The sequence below is a fragment of the Pseudoduganella plicata genome (genome assembly GCF_004421005.1).
Classification (GTDB): Bacteria; Pseudomonadota; Gammaproteobacteria; order Burkholderiales; family Burkholderiaceae_D; genus Rugamonas; species Rugamonas plicata.
This window is the reverse complement of record NZ_CP038026.1, coordinates 1,636,767-1,652,603: the sequence shown is the minus strand read 5'-3', so window position 1 is coordinate 1,652,603 and position 15,837 is coordinate 1,636,767. Positions and strand designations below refer to the sequence as shown.

At 67.6% G+C, this 15,837-nt stretch carries 15 protein-coding genes, 1 pseudogene and 1 riboswitch; of the genes and pseudogenes, 8 read left to right on the top strand and 8 right to left on the bottom strand.

Features of this window, described 5'->3' with window-relative positions; all coding sequences use genetic code 11:
- Nucleotides 1-61 precede the first annotated feature (61 nt).
- A complete protein-coding gene (locus tag E1742_RS07205; RefSeq protein ID WP_134384206.1) occupies nucleotides 62-778 on the bottom strand; it encodes a Mut7-C RNAse domain-containing protein in 717 nt (238 codons plus the stop codon).
- Between the two features lie 74 nt (nucleotides 779-852).
- On the opposite strand from E1742_RS07205, the gene E1742_RS07200 reads away from it, so the two are divergent.
- The 3 genes from E1742_RS07200 to E1742_RS07190 all read left to right on the top strand — a co-directional run bounded on the left by E1742_RS07200 (nucleotide 853) and on the right by E1742_RS07190 (nucleotide 2,192).
- Entirely contained in the window at nucleotides 853-1,488 is a 636-nt protein-coding gene (locus E1742_RS07200) for a LysE family translocator (RefSeq protein WP_134384204.1), read from the top strand.
- Between the two features lie 86 nt (nucleotides 1,489-1,574).
- A complete protein-coding gene (locus E1742_RS07195; RefSeq protein WP_134384202.1) occupies nucleotides 1,575-1,754 on the top strand; it encodes a hypothetical protein in 180 nt (59 codons plus the stop codon).
- Nucleotides 1,755-1,805: 51 nt separating this feature from the next.
- Nucleotides 1,806-2,192, top strand: a complete 387-nt coding sequence (locus E1742_RS07190; protein WP_134384200.1) for a VOC family protein — start codon at nucleotides 1,806-1,808, stop codon at nucleotides 2,190-2,192.
- Here E1742_RS07190 and E1742_RS07185 read toward each other — a convergent pair.
- Nucleotides 2,193-2,555: pseudogene (locus E1742_RS07185) on the bottom strand (glutathione S-transferase family protein); the annotation flags it as partial.
- A 108-nt stretch (nucleotides 2,556-2,663) separates the two neighbouring features.
- Here E1742_RS07185 and E1742_RS07180 point away from each other — a divergent pair.
- On the top strand, nucleotides 2,664-3,908 hold the full coding sequence (locus E1742_RS07180; protein ID WP_134384198.1) for a DEAD/DEAH box helicase: 1,245 nt from the start codon (nucleotides 2,664-2,666) through the stop codon (nucleotides 3,906-3,908).
- Nucleotides 3,909-3,984: 76 nt separating this feature from the next.
- On the opposite strand, the gene E1742_RS07175 is transcribed toward E1742_RS07180, so the two are convergent.
- Genes E1742_RS07175 through E1742_RS07160 form a run of 4 tightly spaced genes read right to left on the bottom strand, consistent with a single transcriptional unit; the run spans nucleotide 3,985 to nucleotide 7,171 of the window.
- The gene (locus E1742_RS07175) at nucleotides 3,985-4,638 is read right to left on the bottom strand and encodes a hypothetical protein (RefSeq protein WP_134384196.1); all 654 of its coding nucleotides are present in this window, start codon (nucleotides 4,636-4,638) and stop codon (nucleotides 3,985-3,987) included.
- On the bottom strand, nucleotides 4,635-5,609 hold the full coding sequence (locus tag E1742_RS07170) for an MlaD family protein (RefSeq protein WP_134384194.1): 975 nt from the start codon (nucleotides 5,607-5,609) through the stop codon (nucleotides 4,635-4,637). The genes E1742_RS07175 and E1742_RS07170 overlap by 4 nt, the downstream gene beginning before the upstream one ends.
- Nucleotides 5,610-5,616: 7 nt before the next feature.
- Nucleotides 5,617-6,450 (bottom strand): MlaE family ABC transporter permease, encoded by an 834-nt coding sequence (locus tag E1742_RS07165; RefSeq protein ID WP_134384192.1) that lies wholly within the window; start codon nucleotides 6,448-6,450, stop codon nucleotides 5,617-5,619.
- A gap of 37 nt (nucleotides 6,451-6,487) precedes the next feature.
- On the bottom strand, nucleotides 6,488-7,171 hold the full coding sequence (locus E1742_RS07160) for a hypothetical protein (RefSeq protein ID WP_134384190.1): 684 nt from the start codon (nucleotides 7,169-7,171) through the stop codon (nucleotides 6,488-6,490).
- Between the two features lie 68 nt (nucleotides 7,172-7,239).
- Here E1742_RS07160 and E1742_RS07155 point away from each other — a divergent pair, with 68 nt between their 5' ends.
- Nucleotides 7,240-8,166: a cupin-like domain-containing protein gene (locus E1742_RS07155; RefSeq protein WP_134384188.1), complete on the top strand. Its 927-nt coding sequence runs from the start codon at nucleotides 7,240-7,242 to the stop codon at nucleotides 8,164-8,166.
- Here E1742_RS07155 and E1742_RS07150 read toward each other — a convergent pair.
- Nucleotides 8,163-9,026 carry a LysR substrate-binding domain-containing protein gene (locus E1742_RS07150; RefSeq protein ID WP_134384186.1) on the bottom strand — a complete coding sequence of 288 codons (864 nt, stop codon included), beginning with the start codon at nucleotides 9,024-9,026 and terminating at the stop codon, nucleotides 8,163-8,165. The genes E1742_RS07155 and E1742_RS07150 overlap by 4 nt on opposite strands.
- Nucleotides 9,027-9,130: 104 nt before the next feature.
- Here E1742_RS07150 and E1742_RS07145 point away from each other — a divergent pair, with 104 nt between their 5' ends.
- The gene (locus tag E1742_RS07145; RefSeq protein WP_229466604.1) at nucleotides 9,131-10,489 is read left to right on the top strand and encodes an MFS transporter; all 1,359 of its coding nucleotides are present in this window, start codon (nucleotides 9,131-9,133) and stop codon (nucleotides 10,487-10,489) included.
- Between the two features lie 2 nt (nucleotides 10,490-10,491).
- Here the strand turns inward: E1742_RS07145 and ribB are convergent, their stop codons facing one another.
- A complete protein-coding gene (gene ribB, locus E1742_RS07140; protein ID WP_229466791.1) occupies nucleotides 10,492-11,100 on the bottom strand; it encodes a 3,4-dihydroxy-2-butanone-4-phosphate synthase in 609 nt (202 codons plus the stop codon).
- 165 nt (nucleotides 11,101-11,265) lie between these two features.
- Nucleotides 11,266-11,414: riboswitch (FMN riboswitch) on the bottom strand.
- A 92-nt stretch (nucleotides 11,415-11,506) separates the two neighbouring features.
- Here ribB and E1742_RS07135 point away from each other — a divergent pair.
- Both E1742_RS07135 and E1742_RS07130 read left to right on the top strand, forming a co-directional pair.
- Nucleotides 11,507-14,326, top strand: a complete 2,820-nt coding sequence (locus E1742_RS07135; RefSeq protein WP_134384181.1) for a M16 family metallopeptidase — start codon at nucleotides 11,507-11,509, stop codon at nucleotides 14,324-14,326.
- A complete protein-coding gene (locus E1742_RS07130) occupies nucleotides 14,326-15,816 on the top strand; it encodes a cytochrome P450 (RefSeq protein ID WP_229466602.1) in 1,491 nt (496 codons plus the stop codon). Before E1742_RS07135 ends, E1742_RS07130 begins: the two co-directional genes overlap by 1 nt.
- The last annotated feature ends 21 nt before the right edge of the window (nucleotides 15,817-15,837 follow it).

Below are 15,837 nucleotides of genomic sequence, written 5' to 3'. Positions count from 1 at the left end.
TCCTGGGCATCCGATGGGTAAAAACGTCACCCTGCGGCGTAGGCGTGCGGGGAAGTCAGCGCTAGGACTGACGACCGTCCAGCTCGTCCAGCAATGCGCGCATGCGCCGCCAGTGCGATCCCTGCCAGAACACGCCGCCGCAGCGGTCGCACGTGAGGAAGTCGGTCTGCGTGGCGCGCACCGACGGCGGCAACTCCTCCTCGACCTGCGCCTTCGGCACCTTCCGCAACGGCACGTTGCAGGCCAGGCACAGCGAAAACGGCCGCATGGCGGCGGCAAGGCCGTAGCGGGCAAACACTTCGCGCAGTTGCTGTGCCGGTTTCAGCGCGTGGACATAGGCGCCGCGCAGCACGCCGCGCCGTTTCAGCAGTTCGCGGTCGCGCGTCAGGGCGATGCGCCCCGCCTCCCGGGCATTTGCCTCGACTTCGGCGTCGTCGATCTCGTTGTCGTACAGCGTATCGAAACCGGCCATGCGCAGCAGCCGTGCCAGGCCGCCCAGGTGGGCGTCGGCGATGAAGCGGGCTTCGGCGCGCGGCAGCACGACCGGCGCCACTGCCGGCACGACCACGCTGTCCCCATCCTCCAGCAACAGCTCCAGCGATGCCGGTGCGCCATTGACGGCGATGTCGCCAACCTCCGTGTGCGGCACGCCCAGCGCCTCGACCATGTGCTTGACGGTGGCGGCGCGGGCACAGGGCACGGCGAACGCCAGGCCGCGGTGCTCGCGCGGCAGGAAAGGGTTGAGTGCCTCGTCGAAAAGGAAGGTGGCGGTGACCATGGCCGCAGTATGCCATCGCACGGGACAGACAGCGATGCGGCTATACTCCGGTTCCTTTCTACCTGCCGCGCCCCATGCTCACACTCGCCCAGTTTACCGGCTTCCTGCTGGCCGCCCTGCTGATCACCGCCTCGCCAGGGCCGGACAACCTGATGGTGCTCGGCATGGGGATGTCGCGCGGACGCCGCCAGGGCATCGCGTTCGGCCTGGGCTGCGCGTTCGGCTGCCTCAGTCACACGCTGCTGGCCGTCGCCGGCGTCGGCGCGCTGGTGGCCGCGTCGCCCGTCGCGCTGACGGTGCTGAAGGTTGGAGGCGGCCTGTATCTCGTCTGGCTCGGCTTCAATGCCCTGCGCAGTGCCGGCGCCGTGCGTGTGGACGATGCCGGCGATGCGGGCGAAGCCGACGAATCGCTGGTACGGCTGTTCGTGAAAGGCTGCTTCGCCAACGCGGTCAACCCGAAAGTCATCCTGTTCTTCCTGTCGTTCCTGCCGCAGTTCGTCGTCGCGGCCAACGGTCATGCGGCACTGCAGCTGGCGCAGCTGGGTGTACTGTTCACCTTGCAGGCGGCCGTGCTGTTTGGACTGCTCGGCTATTTTTCCGGTGCCGTCGGGCAGTGGCTGGGCCGCCATCCGGGCGCGGGACTGGTGCTGGACCGGGTCGCCGGTGTCGTTTTTATCGGGCTGGGACTGCGACTCATCTGGGCACGCTGACCCGGACCGCTACGCCGGCGCCAGCGGGCACTCGGTGAGCAGGTCCGTCAGTCTGCGCGCTGCCCAGCCGCTGGGCGATATGGTCGGTGCTGCGCATCGCCGATCCGCAGATTCGTTTCGGCCGCTTCGATGGCGCCGGGCGCATCCTGTTCCCGGTGTGGATGGCGTGGACGCTGTCCATGTCCAAGATCCCGATCCTATGGATGTCCATCGTGCCGGAAACGTTGTGGGCCATCGCGCAGTGGCTTCCGCTGCGCCGCGGCTGAGCGCTCCGGTGCTATGCTGGAGAACCATGACAGACACCGGAGAAGTGCATCATGCAAGCGCAACCCCTGATCGCCGTCAGCGACGTCGAAGCATCGAGCCGCTGGTACCAGAACGTCCTTGGCTGCAAGAGCGGCCATGGCGGTCCCGATTACGACCAGCTGATGTTCGAGGGTCACATGATCCTGCAGCTGCACCGCTGGGACGCCCATCACCATCCCCATATCGGCAAGCCCGACGTCGCCATCGGCAACGGCGCGCTGCTGTGGTTCTGGACCGACGATTTCGACGATGCCGTGGACCGCATCGCCAGCGCGAAAGCCACCGTGCTGGAAGAGCCGCACGAGAACCGCAACGCGCAGCACCGGGAGATCTGGCTGCGCGATCCGGAGGGCTATGTCGTCGTCATCGCCGGCCCGTACGGCGACGTGGGCATGTAGTTACGACGGCGTCGCCAGGCCCTTGATGACGGCGGGGCGCTCGACGAAGGACGCCAGCACGTGCGCCACGTTCGGGCAGGCATCGAAGCCGGCCAGGTCCGCGGCCTCGTAGAAGCCGACGAGGTTGCGCACCCGCGGCATTGTCGCGATATCGGCAACCGTGCACTCGTCGCCCATGATCCATTCGCGGCCCGCCAGCCGGCTTTCCGGCACGCCCGGCAGGCGCTTCGTCTCGTTCACGTAGCGGTTCAAGGGGCGCTTGTCTTCGTACTCCTTGCCGGCGATGCGGTGGAAGAAACCCAGCTGGCCGACCATCGGTCCCACGCCGCCCGTCTGGAACATCGGCCACTGGATGGTTTCCCACCAATTGGGATCGAATTCCCGCGTGTGCGCTCGGCGCCCCTGCGGGCTCCCAGCTGGCCAATGCGCCGGGTGATTTATACTGCGGGCTTCAACCTCGAATCGACTGCCATGCCATTTACCACGCTGGGCCTCGCGCCCGCCATTCTCGATGCCGTTGCGGCCATCGGCTATCAGACCCCGACGCCGATCCAGGCCGCCGCCGTACCCGCCGCGCTGGCGGGCAGGGACGTGCTGGGCGCGGCGCAGACCGGCTCCGGCAAGACGGCCGCGTTCACGCTGCCCATGCTGCAGGCGCTGCTGGCGCGCCAGGGCACGCGGCGCGGCCTGCATGGCCTCGTACTCGTGCCCACGCGCGAGCTGGCGGCGCAGGTGGGCGAGGCGATCCGCGCGCTGGTGCAGCACCTGCCGTCCACCATCAAGGTCACGATCGCGTTCGGCGGCGTGTCGATCAACCCGCAGATGATGGCGCTGCGCGGCGGCACCGACATTGTCGTCGCCACGCCGGGCCGCCTGCTGGACCTCGTCGAACACAACGCGCTCAAGCTCGATCAGACGGCCACGCTGGTGCTGGACGAAGCGGACAAGCTGCTCGACATGGGCTTCGCGGACGAGATCGCGCGCATCCTGGCGTTGTTGCCGGCAAGGCGCCAGAACCTGTTTTTCTCCGCCACGTTCCCGCCTGCCGTGCAGGCGCTGGCCACGGCGCTGCTGCGCGATCCGGTCCGGGTGGAGGTGAAAGCCGACGGCGCGGATGCCCCGGACATCGAACAGCGTGCCATCGAAGTCGACCCGCTGCGGCGCCTGCAGCTACTCAAGCACCTGATCAAGGCGCACAAGTGGCGCCAGGTACTGGTGTTCGTCGCGACGAAATACGCGTCCGAGCACGTGGCCGACAAATTGCGTCGTAACGGCATCGCTGCCGAAGCGTTCCACGGCGACTTCAGCCAGGGCGCACGGACGGAAGTGCTGGCGGACTTTCGCGCCGGCCGGCTGCACGTACTGGTCGCCACCGACGTCGCCGCGCGCGGCATCGACATCGCGCAGCTGCCCGTGGTCGTCAATTTCGATTTGCCGCGCTCTCCCGCCGACTACACCCACCGCATCGGCCGCACGGGCCGCGCGGGCGCCAGCGGCACGGCCGTCAGCTTTATCGGTGCGGACATGGAGCAGCACTTCCGGCTGATCGAGAAACGCCAGGGAAAGAAGGTGGCGCGCGAGCGGGTGGCGGGATTCGAGCCGGTGATTGCCGCCCCGGCGCCGGCCAGTGCGGCGACCGATACCGTCAACGGCGGGATCAAGGGCAAGCGCAAGAGCAAGAAGGACAAGTTGCGGGAGGCGGCGGCTTCGGAGTAAGCGGCTGGGCAAAACGTCGGGGACAGGGCGCCTGCAGCCCTGAGAGATCCCTGCCCCAATGCTTCTTCACATCACTTCAGGAGCCGCCGGCCAGCGCAATGCGGCGCCGCACCTTTGCGGCGGCTGCCATATCGCCCGCCTGCTCGGCGCGCAGGGCCTGCACGTTCAGCCACGCCAGCAGCGGGCGGCGCCAGCCCTGGTTCGATGCCGTCTCGACGGCCTGTGCCAGCAGTTCCGGCGTGGCGCGGTTGGCCTTGAACAGCGCCCCGGCCGCGACGAGCTGCGACAGCGGGTCCGTCATCGCCTTGACGGCGGCGGCGGCGGCCACGTCCGAGCCGGCCGCCAGCACGGCGCGCTGCGGCTCGGGCAGCAGTGCCGCATCCGCCGGCTTCGCCCGGCCGGCCAGATAGTCGGCGTAGGCGATATCGGCCGGCGACGCGTCGGTACGCAGCGCCTCGAAGCCGGCGCAGTCCTCGAACGCCAGCGCCGCCGTGCGTGCCGCGCAGCGGATCAATTCAGCCCGGATGACGAGGTCGATCTTGCCGGTCGACGCGATCTGGTCGCGCGCGCGCGCGAATTCGTTTTTCTCGATCCCTTCCTTGCCGGCCATCCAGGCACTGGTGGCGCGCTCCAGCGAGCTTTGCGCGTTCATCTTCCAGTCCGGTGCGGGCGGCGTGCCGCCGCAGGCCGTCAGCACTATGGCGGCGCAGGTAATTGCGTAAATCTTCATGGCAGCTTGATCTCCGTTTCGCGCTTGAACGGCCACTTGCGGTTGATCTCATTGACCAGCTGCTCGATGCGGCGCAGGTTGCCGTCGATATCGGCGCGCAGCGCCCCCAGGTCTTCTGTTGCCACGCGGGCGTTCTTGCCGACGGCCTGCGCTTCCACCAGCACGGCATCCATTTTTTTCAGGCTGGCGCGCGCGTCCGACAACAGGCCGTTCAGCTGCACGATAGCCGCCTGCGCATCCGTGGCCACGCCGTCCTTGCCGAACACCCGGCTGTCGGCGTTGCCCACCAGCCGGTCGGCCTTGACGATCAGTGAATTGGCGTTGGCCAGCAGTTCGCGCGCCTTGGCGTCCTCGCCGGCGATCAGGCCCATCGCGCCGCCCGGACCGTTCAGCTTTTCCGTCACGCCCTGCACGTTGCGCAGGCTCGAGCCCAGCGCGGATTCCTCGGCCGTCAGCGCGCTGACGTTGGCCAGCACGTCGCGCGCGGCGGCCAGCAGGCGCGGAATCTCGGCCGCGGCGTCGCCGACCAGCAGGCCCCGTTCGGCACCGTCGGGCAGCGGCGGGTCGGTCGGGATACCGGTAAACGCGCGCAGCCTGGCGCCGCCCACAATGCCTTTTTCCAGCGTGAAGATGCTGGTGGTGCGCAGCCAGTGGGCGTCCTTCTTCGGCACGTCCACCAGCACGCGCGCCTTGCCTTCGGCGGATAGTTCGATGCGCTGCACGCGCCCGATCGGGAAGCCGGCAAACGTGACGTCCATGCCGACGGCGACGCCTTCGGAGTCGTCCGCCGTCAGCACGAGGCGCTGCGTAGGCTCGAAAGCGCCACGGGCGTACATCAGGTAGACGGCGGCGCCGGCGATCAGCGCGACCATCAGGAAGAGCAGCAGGGCGGCCTTGAATTCGGCGTTACGCACCGGCGCCGGTTCCGGCGCGGAGCTGGGAGAAGGAGAGGGTGGCGAATTGTCGTTCATCGTTCGTTCAGTAGTAATTGCCCATCAGCGAGGCGACTTCGATCAGCAGGATCACGGAAAACATCCGCACCATGTCGGCCAGGCCGTGCGTGGCGCGAAAACGCAGCACGGAAGGATTGGTCGCGGCATCGAAGTACGACGACGCCAGCGGAATCAGGCCGACGGCAAAGCTGAAGAACGCGATCTTCAGCACGAGGATCAGCGCGACGGACGGATTGAAGATCTGTCCGACCACGCGCGTGTAGCCGGGCAGACCGTACGGCGTGAAGCCGTAGATGACGAGGTAGGTCAGCACCAGCGTAAGGATGCAGCTGACGGCGCCCAGCAGCCAGACGGCAAACATGCCGGCTGCGGCGCGGGGAAAGAATTCGGTGCGCAGCACCTGCTGCGGATCGGTCACGGCCCCGGAAGACCCGGCAGGCGCAGAAGCGGCGGCCGTCAGCCGCTTCTGCGCGAATTCCACGCCGGCCGGCAAGGTGGTGCGCAACGCCACGAACAGCGCCACCGTCAGCGGGATCAGTTCCAGCACCAGCACCCGCACGACCATCTCCAGCGCGTAGCCGGACAGGCCATAGCTGAACGCCGTCACCACCACGATGCGGATGATGACAAGGCTGATCAGCGCCGACAGGATCGAGAACCACAGCAGGTTCGGCGCCGTGCTGAGGACGATCTGGCAGGCCAGCACCTGGCGGTTGTCCTTGCGGTAGCTCGATGGCGTGAAGGCGCGCGAGAGAATCAGTACGGCGAACTGCAGCAGCCGCCACCAGCTGGTCAGCCAGACCACGGTGGTCCGTTGCAGCCGCAGCAGCGAAGGAAATAGCGATGCATGAGTGATCATCTTGCGATCTTAACATCCGCACGGTGCCATACGACGTTCAGCAACCTGGCAGCGGCTGCACGCCGTGGTGCGCCAGCAGCGCTTCGAACGGCGCCGAAGGCTCGTGCAGGAAGAACGCATGCGGCGACAACGATTTGCGGCTCCGGTACAGCACCGTGAAACCTTCGCCGGAAAGACTGAAACCCTCCAGGCGGCGCGTCCACTGCATATGCGGCGTATCGTCCCTGATACGGAAGTACGTCGCCATATCGTCGGCGAAGTCGTACTGCGCGTCGAACGGTACCTGCGTGCGCGCGTTTTTCAGCAGGTGATCGGTCCACCAGCGCGCCTGCCGTTGCCAGAACCGCCCCGGCTTGCGCATGCGTGGCTCCCAGTAAGGCGTGTACATCGACAGCGACAGCAGGGCCGCATAGACGGCAATGACGAGAACGTCCAGCAGCCAGCCGCCGAACGGCAGCCCGCCGACGGTACACAGGCCCAGCGTCGTCACCAGGCCGATGGCACTGGTCCATTTGACGATCTTCCGCAAGCGCGCCATCAGCTCCGTTCCCGGGAGGGCGAAGCGCGCCCGGTGCAGCATCAGCCGCTGATACAGCCGCGCTTCCAGCGCCACCTCCAGCCGCGCCATGCGCGCCGCGTCGATGGTCGCGCGCAGCTGCAACGGCGCGTCGCCATCGGCGGTGGCGCTACAATGGCTGTCTGGATCGATCGTTGGGTCCATGGGATGCGTGCCGGATTTGAAATGCGGCGCAGGTTAGCATAAAAGCAAGGGCACGAACAGCAGGGTTTATGGCGGCACAGGACAAGGCGGAGAATCACGGGCAGGCAGCGCGGCTGCCACCCACGCGGCAGCAATCGGAAGCGGCAGGCGCGGACAGGGCGGCGCACAGGCAGGAACGTGAACGGCGCGATGCGCAAGTGCGCGGTGTCCCATCGATCGAAGCGATGCGCCTGGCAATCAGGCAGGCCGCACGCGCCTTGCCGGTGCTGACCGAAGTTGCGCGCATCGAGCCGTTGAGCACCGCCGCGTTCCGCGCGCGTGCCACGCAGGGCTTGCCTTTCCTGATGACGGGGATTGTCGGGCGCTGGCCGCTGTCGATGCTGACGGTCGAGACACTGCGCGAGCATTACAGCCACCTGCCGGTGCGGGCGCGCGTGGGCGACTACATCGGCACGGCGTTCGCGCCGGACCGGCCGATGCGGGACATGTCGCTGCTGGCGTATCTCGATCTGGTCGCGGCCGGGACGGACAGCCTGCCACCCGGGTTGCCACCATACCTGGGAAACCTAGAACTGCGGGAACTGAACCGGCTGTGCCACTGGCCCACGTATTTCGACAAGATGGGACCGCCCCGGTTCTGGCTGGGCCCGGCCGGCACGGTCACGCCGCTGCACTGCGACTACGACGACAACGTGTTCGCGCAGATCTGGGGCACCAAGCGCATCTTCCTGGCGCCGCCGCACCACGACGAATTCCTGTATCCACGCGAGGCCAACGCCATCCTGTTCGGCTCACCGTTCGACCCCGAGGCGCCCGATTACGAACGCTTCCCGCTGGCGCGCCATGCGGCCACGGTCGAAGTCATCGTCAACCCGGGCGACATGCTGTACGTGCCGGCCGGCTGGTATCACCAGGTGCGCTCGCTGACCTTCTCGCTGTCGTCGAACCGCTGGGCACGGGCCGTGCCGTTCGCCCTGCGGGGCGGCCAGGGCTAGGGCGGTACGCCCGTCACGATCGCATCGGCCACCGCCCGCACACGCGCGCTGCGACTCAGGTCGTTGTGCATTACGAGATACAGGTCGTACCGGTGTTCCCGTTCGGGCCAGATGCGCACCAGGCGCGGGTCCGCGCCGGCCATATGGATCGGCAGTTCGGCAATCCCGAGGCCCGCGCGCACAGCCTCCTGCAACATCATTCCCGTGTTGACCTGCATGACGATGCGGGCGCCCGCCACCGGCGCGCCGCCCAGTTCGCGCGACTGGCGCGGTGCCACGGACGGGTGGAAGATGACGAGATCGTGTCCCGCCAGGCCTGCCGCGACGTCCGGCACGCCGTGGCGCTCGATATAGGCCCGGCTGGCGAACAGGCCGCCGGCGCGCCGCGTCAGGTGGCGCGACACCAAATCCGGTTCCACTGGCCGCAAGGTGCGCACGGCCAGGTCGGCCTCGCGCCGGGTCAGGCTGGTGATGGCCGTGTCGACCGTCAGCTCGATGCGAATTTCCGGGTGCTGCGCATGCAGCGCGGCCATCGCGGCCATGACGAAATGAACCGCCAGCGTGTCCGTCGTGGCCACGCGCACGACGCCGGCGAGGCGGTTGTCGATTCCCTGCATCTCGCGCTGCAGCGCCAGCGCCGCTTCCTCCATCGCCAGCGCCGAACGCGCGGCCGCTTCGCCCGCCGGTGTCGGCAGGTAGCCGGACGGCGTGCGCAGGAACAGCTTTGCATTGAGCGCGGCCTCCAGCGCGGCGAGGCGCCGGCCCGCCGTGGCCTGGTCGATGCCCAGCTGCGCGGCGGCCCCGCGCAGCGTGCCTGCGCGGTAGATGCCGAGGTATATGCGGGCGTCGTCCCAGTCCATGATCGCGTGTGAATTGATGCAAAAATGCATCGGAGCGTTGATGGTATGCGGCTTTACCGCATCTTGCAAGACCACTAATCTTGGTCTTTTCGATGGAGGTAACGATGCTGCTGCTTACGCTGGCGCTGGGCTTTGTCATGGCGATGATCGACGTGACGGCCGTGAACACGGCGCTGTCCGATATTTCGACCGACCTGCACGTGCCGCTGGCAGGCCTGGTCTGGGTTGTCGATGGCTATACGCTGACGTTTGCCGCGCTGCTGCTGTCCGGCGGCGCGCTGGCCGACCGCGTCGGCGCGAAGCGTGCCTATGGCGGCGGCCTGCTGGTGTTCATCGCCGGGTCGGCCCTGTGCGCACTGGCGCCCACTGGCACGACGCTGGTGGCGGCGCGGCTGGTGCAGGGCGTCGGCGCGGCGCTGTTCATGCCCGCTTCGCTCAGCCTCCTGACGCAATCCGCGCCCACCAACGCCGCGCGGGCACGCATGTTCGGCATCTGGTCCGCCATCGTCAGCGCGGCGGCCACGGTAGGCCCGCTGGCGGGTGGCTTGCTGGTGCACGGTTTCGGCTGGCGCAGCATCTTCTGGCTCAACCTGCCCCTTGGCCTGCTGGGCGTGGCGCTGACGCGGCGCGTCGTGCGCGCGCCGGCGCCGGCCGCGCCGCGGCCGCTGGCGCTGTTCAGCCACGCGTTGTCCGCGCTCGCGCTGGCGGCGCTGGCGTTCGGCCTGATCGAGGGGCCGGTGCTGGGGTGGACGTCGCTGCCGGTCGGGAGCGCGCTGTCCGGCGCGGTGCTGCTGGGCGGCTGGGCCGTGCACCGCGAACGGCATGGCGCCACGTCCATGTTGCCGCGCGCGCTGTACGGCAGCGCCGCGTTCGGGGCGGCCGTGGCGATGGGATTCCTGATCAATTTCGCCGTGTTTTCCCAGCTGTTCGTCATCAGCCTGTTCCTGCAGAAGGCGCATGGCGCGGGCGCACTGGAAACGGGCTTGCGGCTGCTGCCGATGATGGCGGTAACGGGCGTGTCGAACCTGCTGTCGGGACGTGTCATCGCGCGGCACGGCGTGCGCCTGCCGCTGCTGACCGGCCTGGGCGGGGGCGTCGTCGCGGCTTTGCTGCTGACCGGCGCGGGTGACGGGACGCCCGCATGGCTGGTCGTCGCGGGCGGCACGCTGGTGTTCCTGTCGATCGGCTTTGCGATTCCGGCGATGACGGCGACCGTCATGCAGGCGGGTGGCAGTGCGCACGCCAACAGCGCGGCGGCGGCACTGAACGCCAACCGCCAGGTGGGTGCGCTGGTCGGTGTCGCCGTCGCCGGCACGGTGCTGCACGTGGCGCCGGACTGGCATGCGCGGATGGCGCTGATGTTCGGATTGACCGCGGCCGGCTTCGCGCTGGCGTGGCTGCTGGTGTTTTATCACGTGGGGCGCGGCGCCACGGTTGTCGCGCCGCGCCCTGTGACACAATGACGTTACGATTGCCCGCGGCGCCAGGCGATCAGCTCCGCGATCGTCAGGATCGGCATGCGATGGAGGGCGGCAAACGCCTCGATGGCGGCGCCGCGCATCATCGTCCCGTCGGGGTTCATCAGCTCGCACAGCACGGCGGCCGGCTGCAGGCCGGCCAGGATCGCCAGGTCGACGGAACCTTCCGTATGGCCGGCCCGCGCCAGCACGCCGCCCGGCGTGGCACGCAGCGGGAACACGTGGCCGGGCCGCACCACGTCGGCCGGCTGCGCGCCCGGTGCCGTGGCGGCGCGGATCGTCGTCACCCGGTCTTGCGCCGAGACGCCGGTGGTGACGCCCTCGCGCGCCTCGATCGACACCGTGAACGGCGTGCCGTAGCGGCTGCCGTTCTCCGGCGCCATCGGCGGCAGTTCCAGTTCGCGCACGCGGTCGGCCGTCAGGCACAGGCAGACGATGCCGCTGCATTCGCGGATCAGGAGGGCCATCGTCTCATTGGTGAGTTTTTCGGCGGCGACGATCAGGTCCGCCTCGTTCTCGCGGTCGAAATCGTCCAGCAGGATGACCGGTACGCCGGCGCGCATGGCGTCGAGCGCCGCGGCAATGCGCCCCGGCAGGTCGGTGCTGTGGAGGGAATAGGGGGATTGGCTGTCGCTGTTACTGCATTGACTTCATTGACAAACATTGTGAAACGCTCCTCGCAGATTGGCGAAAAACGCTTCAGGGCAAGCGTATGGGCGCGCACCCGGCGCGGCAAGGCCGCTCCGGGAAGCACGTATAGCGCACATCTTCTTTCATCCGGACTATACCGTCGGCTATGGCATCTGACCATATCTGCTCGCACGGGGCGCAGGCGCCCCGTCCTCGCTCGCGGGCTCGGTCCTGGGACCCTACCGCCGGTGGGGAATCGCACCCCGCCCCGAAGACGTATTGACGTCCGCCGGATGGCGGACAGGGCAATTGTAGCAAAGCCGATAATTTCTGGTGTATCGTCATGCATTGTTCACCAATCCCTGCCGATTCATGAAATCAGTTCCCCTGCGCCTGACCGCCGTGTTTGCGCTATTCAGTTGCGCGCTGCTGGCGCGTGGCGCCGACCTGCCCGCCCCTGACGACAAGCTGCCGGTGTCGCCGCTTGTCAAGGTCGGCAAGCTGCCCAATGGCCTGACCTACTACATCCAGAAGAACGCACGGCCGGCCAAGAAACTGGAACTGCGCCTCGTCGTCAAGGCGGGATCGATCCTGGAAGACGACGACCAGCAGGGACTCGCGCACTTCACGGAACACATGGCGTTCAACGGCAGCACGCATTTCAAGCGCCATGAACTGATCGACTATCTGCAGACGAACGGCGTCAAGTTCGGGCGCGACCTGAACGCCTACACGAGTTTCGACGAAACGGTCTACATCCTGCCGATCCCCACCGACAAGAAGCAAGTGGTCGAACAGGGCTTCCTCGTGCTGGAGGACTGGGCCCATGGCCTGAAATTCAATGAAGCCGATATCGACAGCGAGCGTGGCATCGTGCTGGAGGAGCTTCGCCTGGGCAAGGGGGCGAACGACCGCATGAACAAGCTGCTGTATCCGAAGCTGTTCAACGGCTCGCGCTACGCCGAGCGTCTGCCCATCGGCAAAGCCGACGTGCTGCGCACTTTCAAGCCAGAAGCGATTCGCCGCTTTTACCAGGACTGGTACCGGCCCGACCTGATGGCGGTGATCGCCGTGGGCGACATCGATCCGCAGGAAGCGGAGCGGTTGATCAAGGCCCATTTCGGCAAGCTGAAAAACCCGGAGAACGCGCGTCCGCGCGAGTATCCCGTCATCCCGGAACGCAAGGACGACGAAGGCGTCGTCGTGACGGACAGGGAAGCGCCGGCGGACGTGCTGTACATCCGCTATCCCATCGAAGCGCATGCCGAGGCGACCACGCTGGCGGGCTACCGCGCCGACCTGGTCGAGAAGCTGTACGGGATGATGCTGAGCCAGCGCATGATGGAACTGACGCAGCAGGCCGACCCGCCATTCATCCAGGGCGGCAGCGGCCGCGGCAAGGTGGTGCGCGGGCACCGCTCGTTCAGCGCCACCGCGCTGCTGGGCAAGGGCGGTCCGATCCCCGCCATCAACGCGCTGGTGCAGGAAAGCGAGCGGGCGCGCCAGTTCGGCTTCTCCGCCGCGGAACTGGAGCGCGCCAAGAAAGGCATGTTGCGCAACTACGAACGCATGTACAGCGAGCGCGATAAATCCGATTCCGCCGTATTCGTCGCCGAGTACGTGCGCAACTTCCTCGAAGGCGAGGCGATGCCCGGCATCGAAAACGAGTACGCCTATGCCAACCGGATGATCCCGGGCATCACGCTGGAGGAGGTCAACGCGGCCGTGCGCAAGGCGCTGCCGGCCGACGACAAGAAGCTGGTCATCCTGATGGGGACCGAGAAGGAGACGCCGCCACCGACGCCGGCCGAGCTGCTGGCCGCCGTGGAGACGGCGCGCAAGACGGCCGTCAGCGCGCGCGTGGAGAAGAAGTATGCCGCCAACCTGATCGACAAGCCGCCGGTGGCCGGCAGCATCGTCGCAGAACGGCAGCTGCCGGCGCTGGGCGTGACGGAGCTGACGCTGTCGAACGGTATCAAGGTGATGTTGAAGCCCACCGACTTCCGCAACGACCAGATCCTGATGAGCGCCACGCGCTTCGGCGGCCAGTTCCTGTACGGCGACGCGGACATCCCGAATGCCCGCTATGCCAGCGCGCTGGCGGCGCAGATGGGCGTGCTCGATTACCCGCCGTCGGACCTGCAGAAGATGCTGGCGGGACGCAGCCTGACGGTGTCCGTGGCGATGGGCGACCTGACGGAGAATGTCAGCGGCACGGCCGGCAACAGCGACCTGGAGACATTGCTGCAGATGACGTATGCGCGCCTGACGGCGCCGCGCCGCGACGAGGCGTTGTTCAAGTCCTTCATCGGCCGCCAGCGCGACATGGCGCGCAGCAACTGGGCCCGTCCCGAGGCGGAATACGGCAATGCGATCCGCGTGGCCCTGTACGGCGACAACCCGCGCGTGCCCGGCATGCCGCGGCCGCAGGACTTCGACAAGGTCGACCTGGACCGCTCGCTGCAGATCTATCGCGAACGCTTCGGCAGCGCGAAGGGCTGGACGTTCTTCTTTGTCGGCAGCTTCGATCCCGTCAAGCTCAAGCCCTTGCTGGCGACATGGCTGGCCAGCCTGCCGACGCCGGACATCCCCATCGAGATGCGCGACCGGAACCTGCGGCCCGTGCGCGGCGTCGTCACGAAGGAAGTCAGGCGCGGCAAGGAATCGAAGAGTGCGGTGACGGTGGTCTTCACGGGCAACGCCGCGTTCTCGCAGATGGAAGGCATGCGCCTTGCGGCCGCCGTCGAAGTGCTGAACCTGAAGCTGACCGAGGTGCTGCGCGAGAAGCTGGGCCTGATCTACGGCGGCGGGGCCAGCGGCTCGCTCGCCAAGCTCCCGTACGGCAGCTATACCGTGACCCTGAATCTGCCGTGCGGCCCGGAGAACGTGACGAAGGTGATCGATGCCACGTTTGCCGAAATCCGCAAGCTGCAGCAAAACGGGCCGGAAGCTGCCGACCTGGCCAAGGTGCGCCAGAACTGGACCAACGTGCACCGCCGCGCGCTGACGGAAAACGGCTGGTGGCTGGCACAGATGCAGATGGCGGTCGTCAACGGCGACGACCCGGCATCGATCCTGGAATTCGAGAAGCGGATGGCGGCGCTGGGCGCCGCCGACGTGCAGGCGGCCGCGCAGCGCTACTTCGACTTCGGCAACTACGTCCAGGTCGTGATGAACCCGGAGGCGAAATAATGGACCGCGCGAACCTGTCCCCATCGGTGCCTCCCGTCATGCCGCCTGCGCTGCTGCAGCCGGCGGTGCGCCTTGCCGCGGACGGACCGCCACCCACGCGCCGCGTGCGTGACCTGCCCGCGCCGCAAGGATCGCCCATCATCGGCAACATGCGCCAGCTCGATGGCGCGTACTTCCACCGTACTCTGGAGAACTGGGCGCGCGAGCTGGGACCGCTGTTCCGCTTCACGGTCCTGAACCGCTCGATGGTCGTGTCGTCCGATCGCACGGCGTTGACGGCGCTGATGCGCGAGCGGCCCGACCTGATCCGGCGCGGAGCCCGTACGTCGGCCATGATGGAGGAAGCCATCACGCCGGGCGTGTTCAGCGCCGAGGGCGACGACTGGCGCCAGCAGCGCAAGCTGGTAATGCGCGCGCTGACGCCGGAGGTGGTGCACAACTTCTTTCCGACACTGGCGGCGCTGACCGAGAGGTTGCGGCTGCGCTGGGCCAGGGCCGCGGCGGAAGGGCGGCGGATCGACGTGCTGCGCGACCTAAAGGCATGGACGCTGGACGTGACGATCGGCCTGGCGATGGGCCACGACAGCGACACGCTGCAGCAGGAAGACAACCCGCTGCAGCGCGATATCGAACTGGTGTTTGCCCGCATCGCGTCTCGCCTGACGACGCCGGTACCGTACTGGCGCGTGTTCCGCCTGGCGGTGGACCGCGAGTCCGACGCGGCCGCGCAGCGCATCAGCGATGCCGTCGCCGGCTTCATCGCCATCGCCCGCAGGAAGATGGAGGCCAATCCTGCCCTGCGGGCCAGGCCGTCGAACATGCTCGAAGCGCTGGTGGCGGCCCGCGACGAGCCGGGCTCCGGCTTCACGGACCAGGCGGTGATCGGCAATGCCATCACGATGGTCTTTGCCGGCGAGGACACCACCTCCAACACGATCGGCTGGCTGCTGGACTTCCTTGTACGCCACCCGGAACAGCTGGCAGGAGTGACCCGCGAGGCCGACGGGATACTGGGCACGGGCAACGTGGTGCAGGACCATCGCCTGCTGGACAACATGCCGTACCTGGACGCGGCCATCCGCGAAGCGATGCGCCTCAAGCCCGTGGCGCCGTTCATGATCCTGGAGCCGGTGGCTGACATCGTCATGGACGACACGCTGATCCCGGCGGGCATGCCGATCTTCACATTGCTGCGCCACAGTTTCGAGCGGGAGAATACACTGACCAACCCGGAGCTGTTCCAGCCCGAACGGTGGCTGGCGCAGGGCACGGCGGGCGCGGACGATCCGGCGCGCAAGCTGTTCCCGTTCGGCGGCGGCCCGCGCTTCTGCCCGGGGCGCTACCTGGCGATGGCGGAAATGAAGATGGCGATGTCGATGCTGGCGCACGGTTTCACGCCGCTGCTGGACCCGGCAGCGCCGCCGGTGGAGGAACGCTTCACGTTTACCATGACGCCGAGTGTGCTGCCGGTGCTGCTGCGGCCGCGCTGAGGCAGCCGTCCCAGTGCAGCG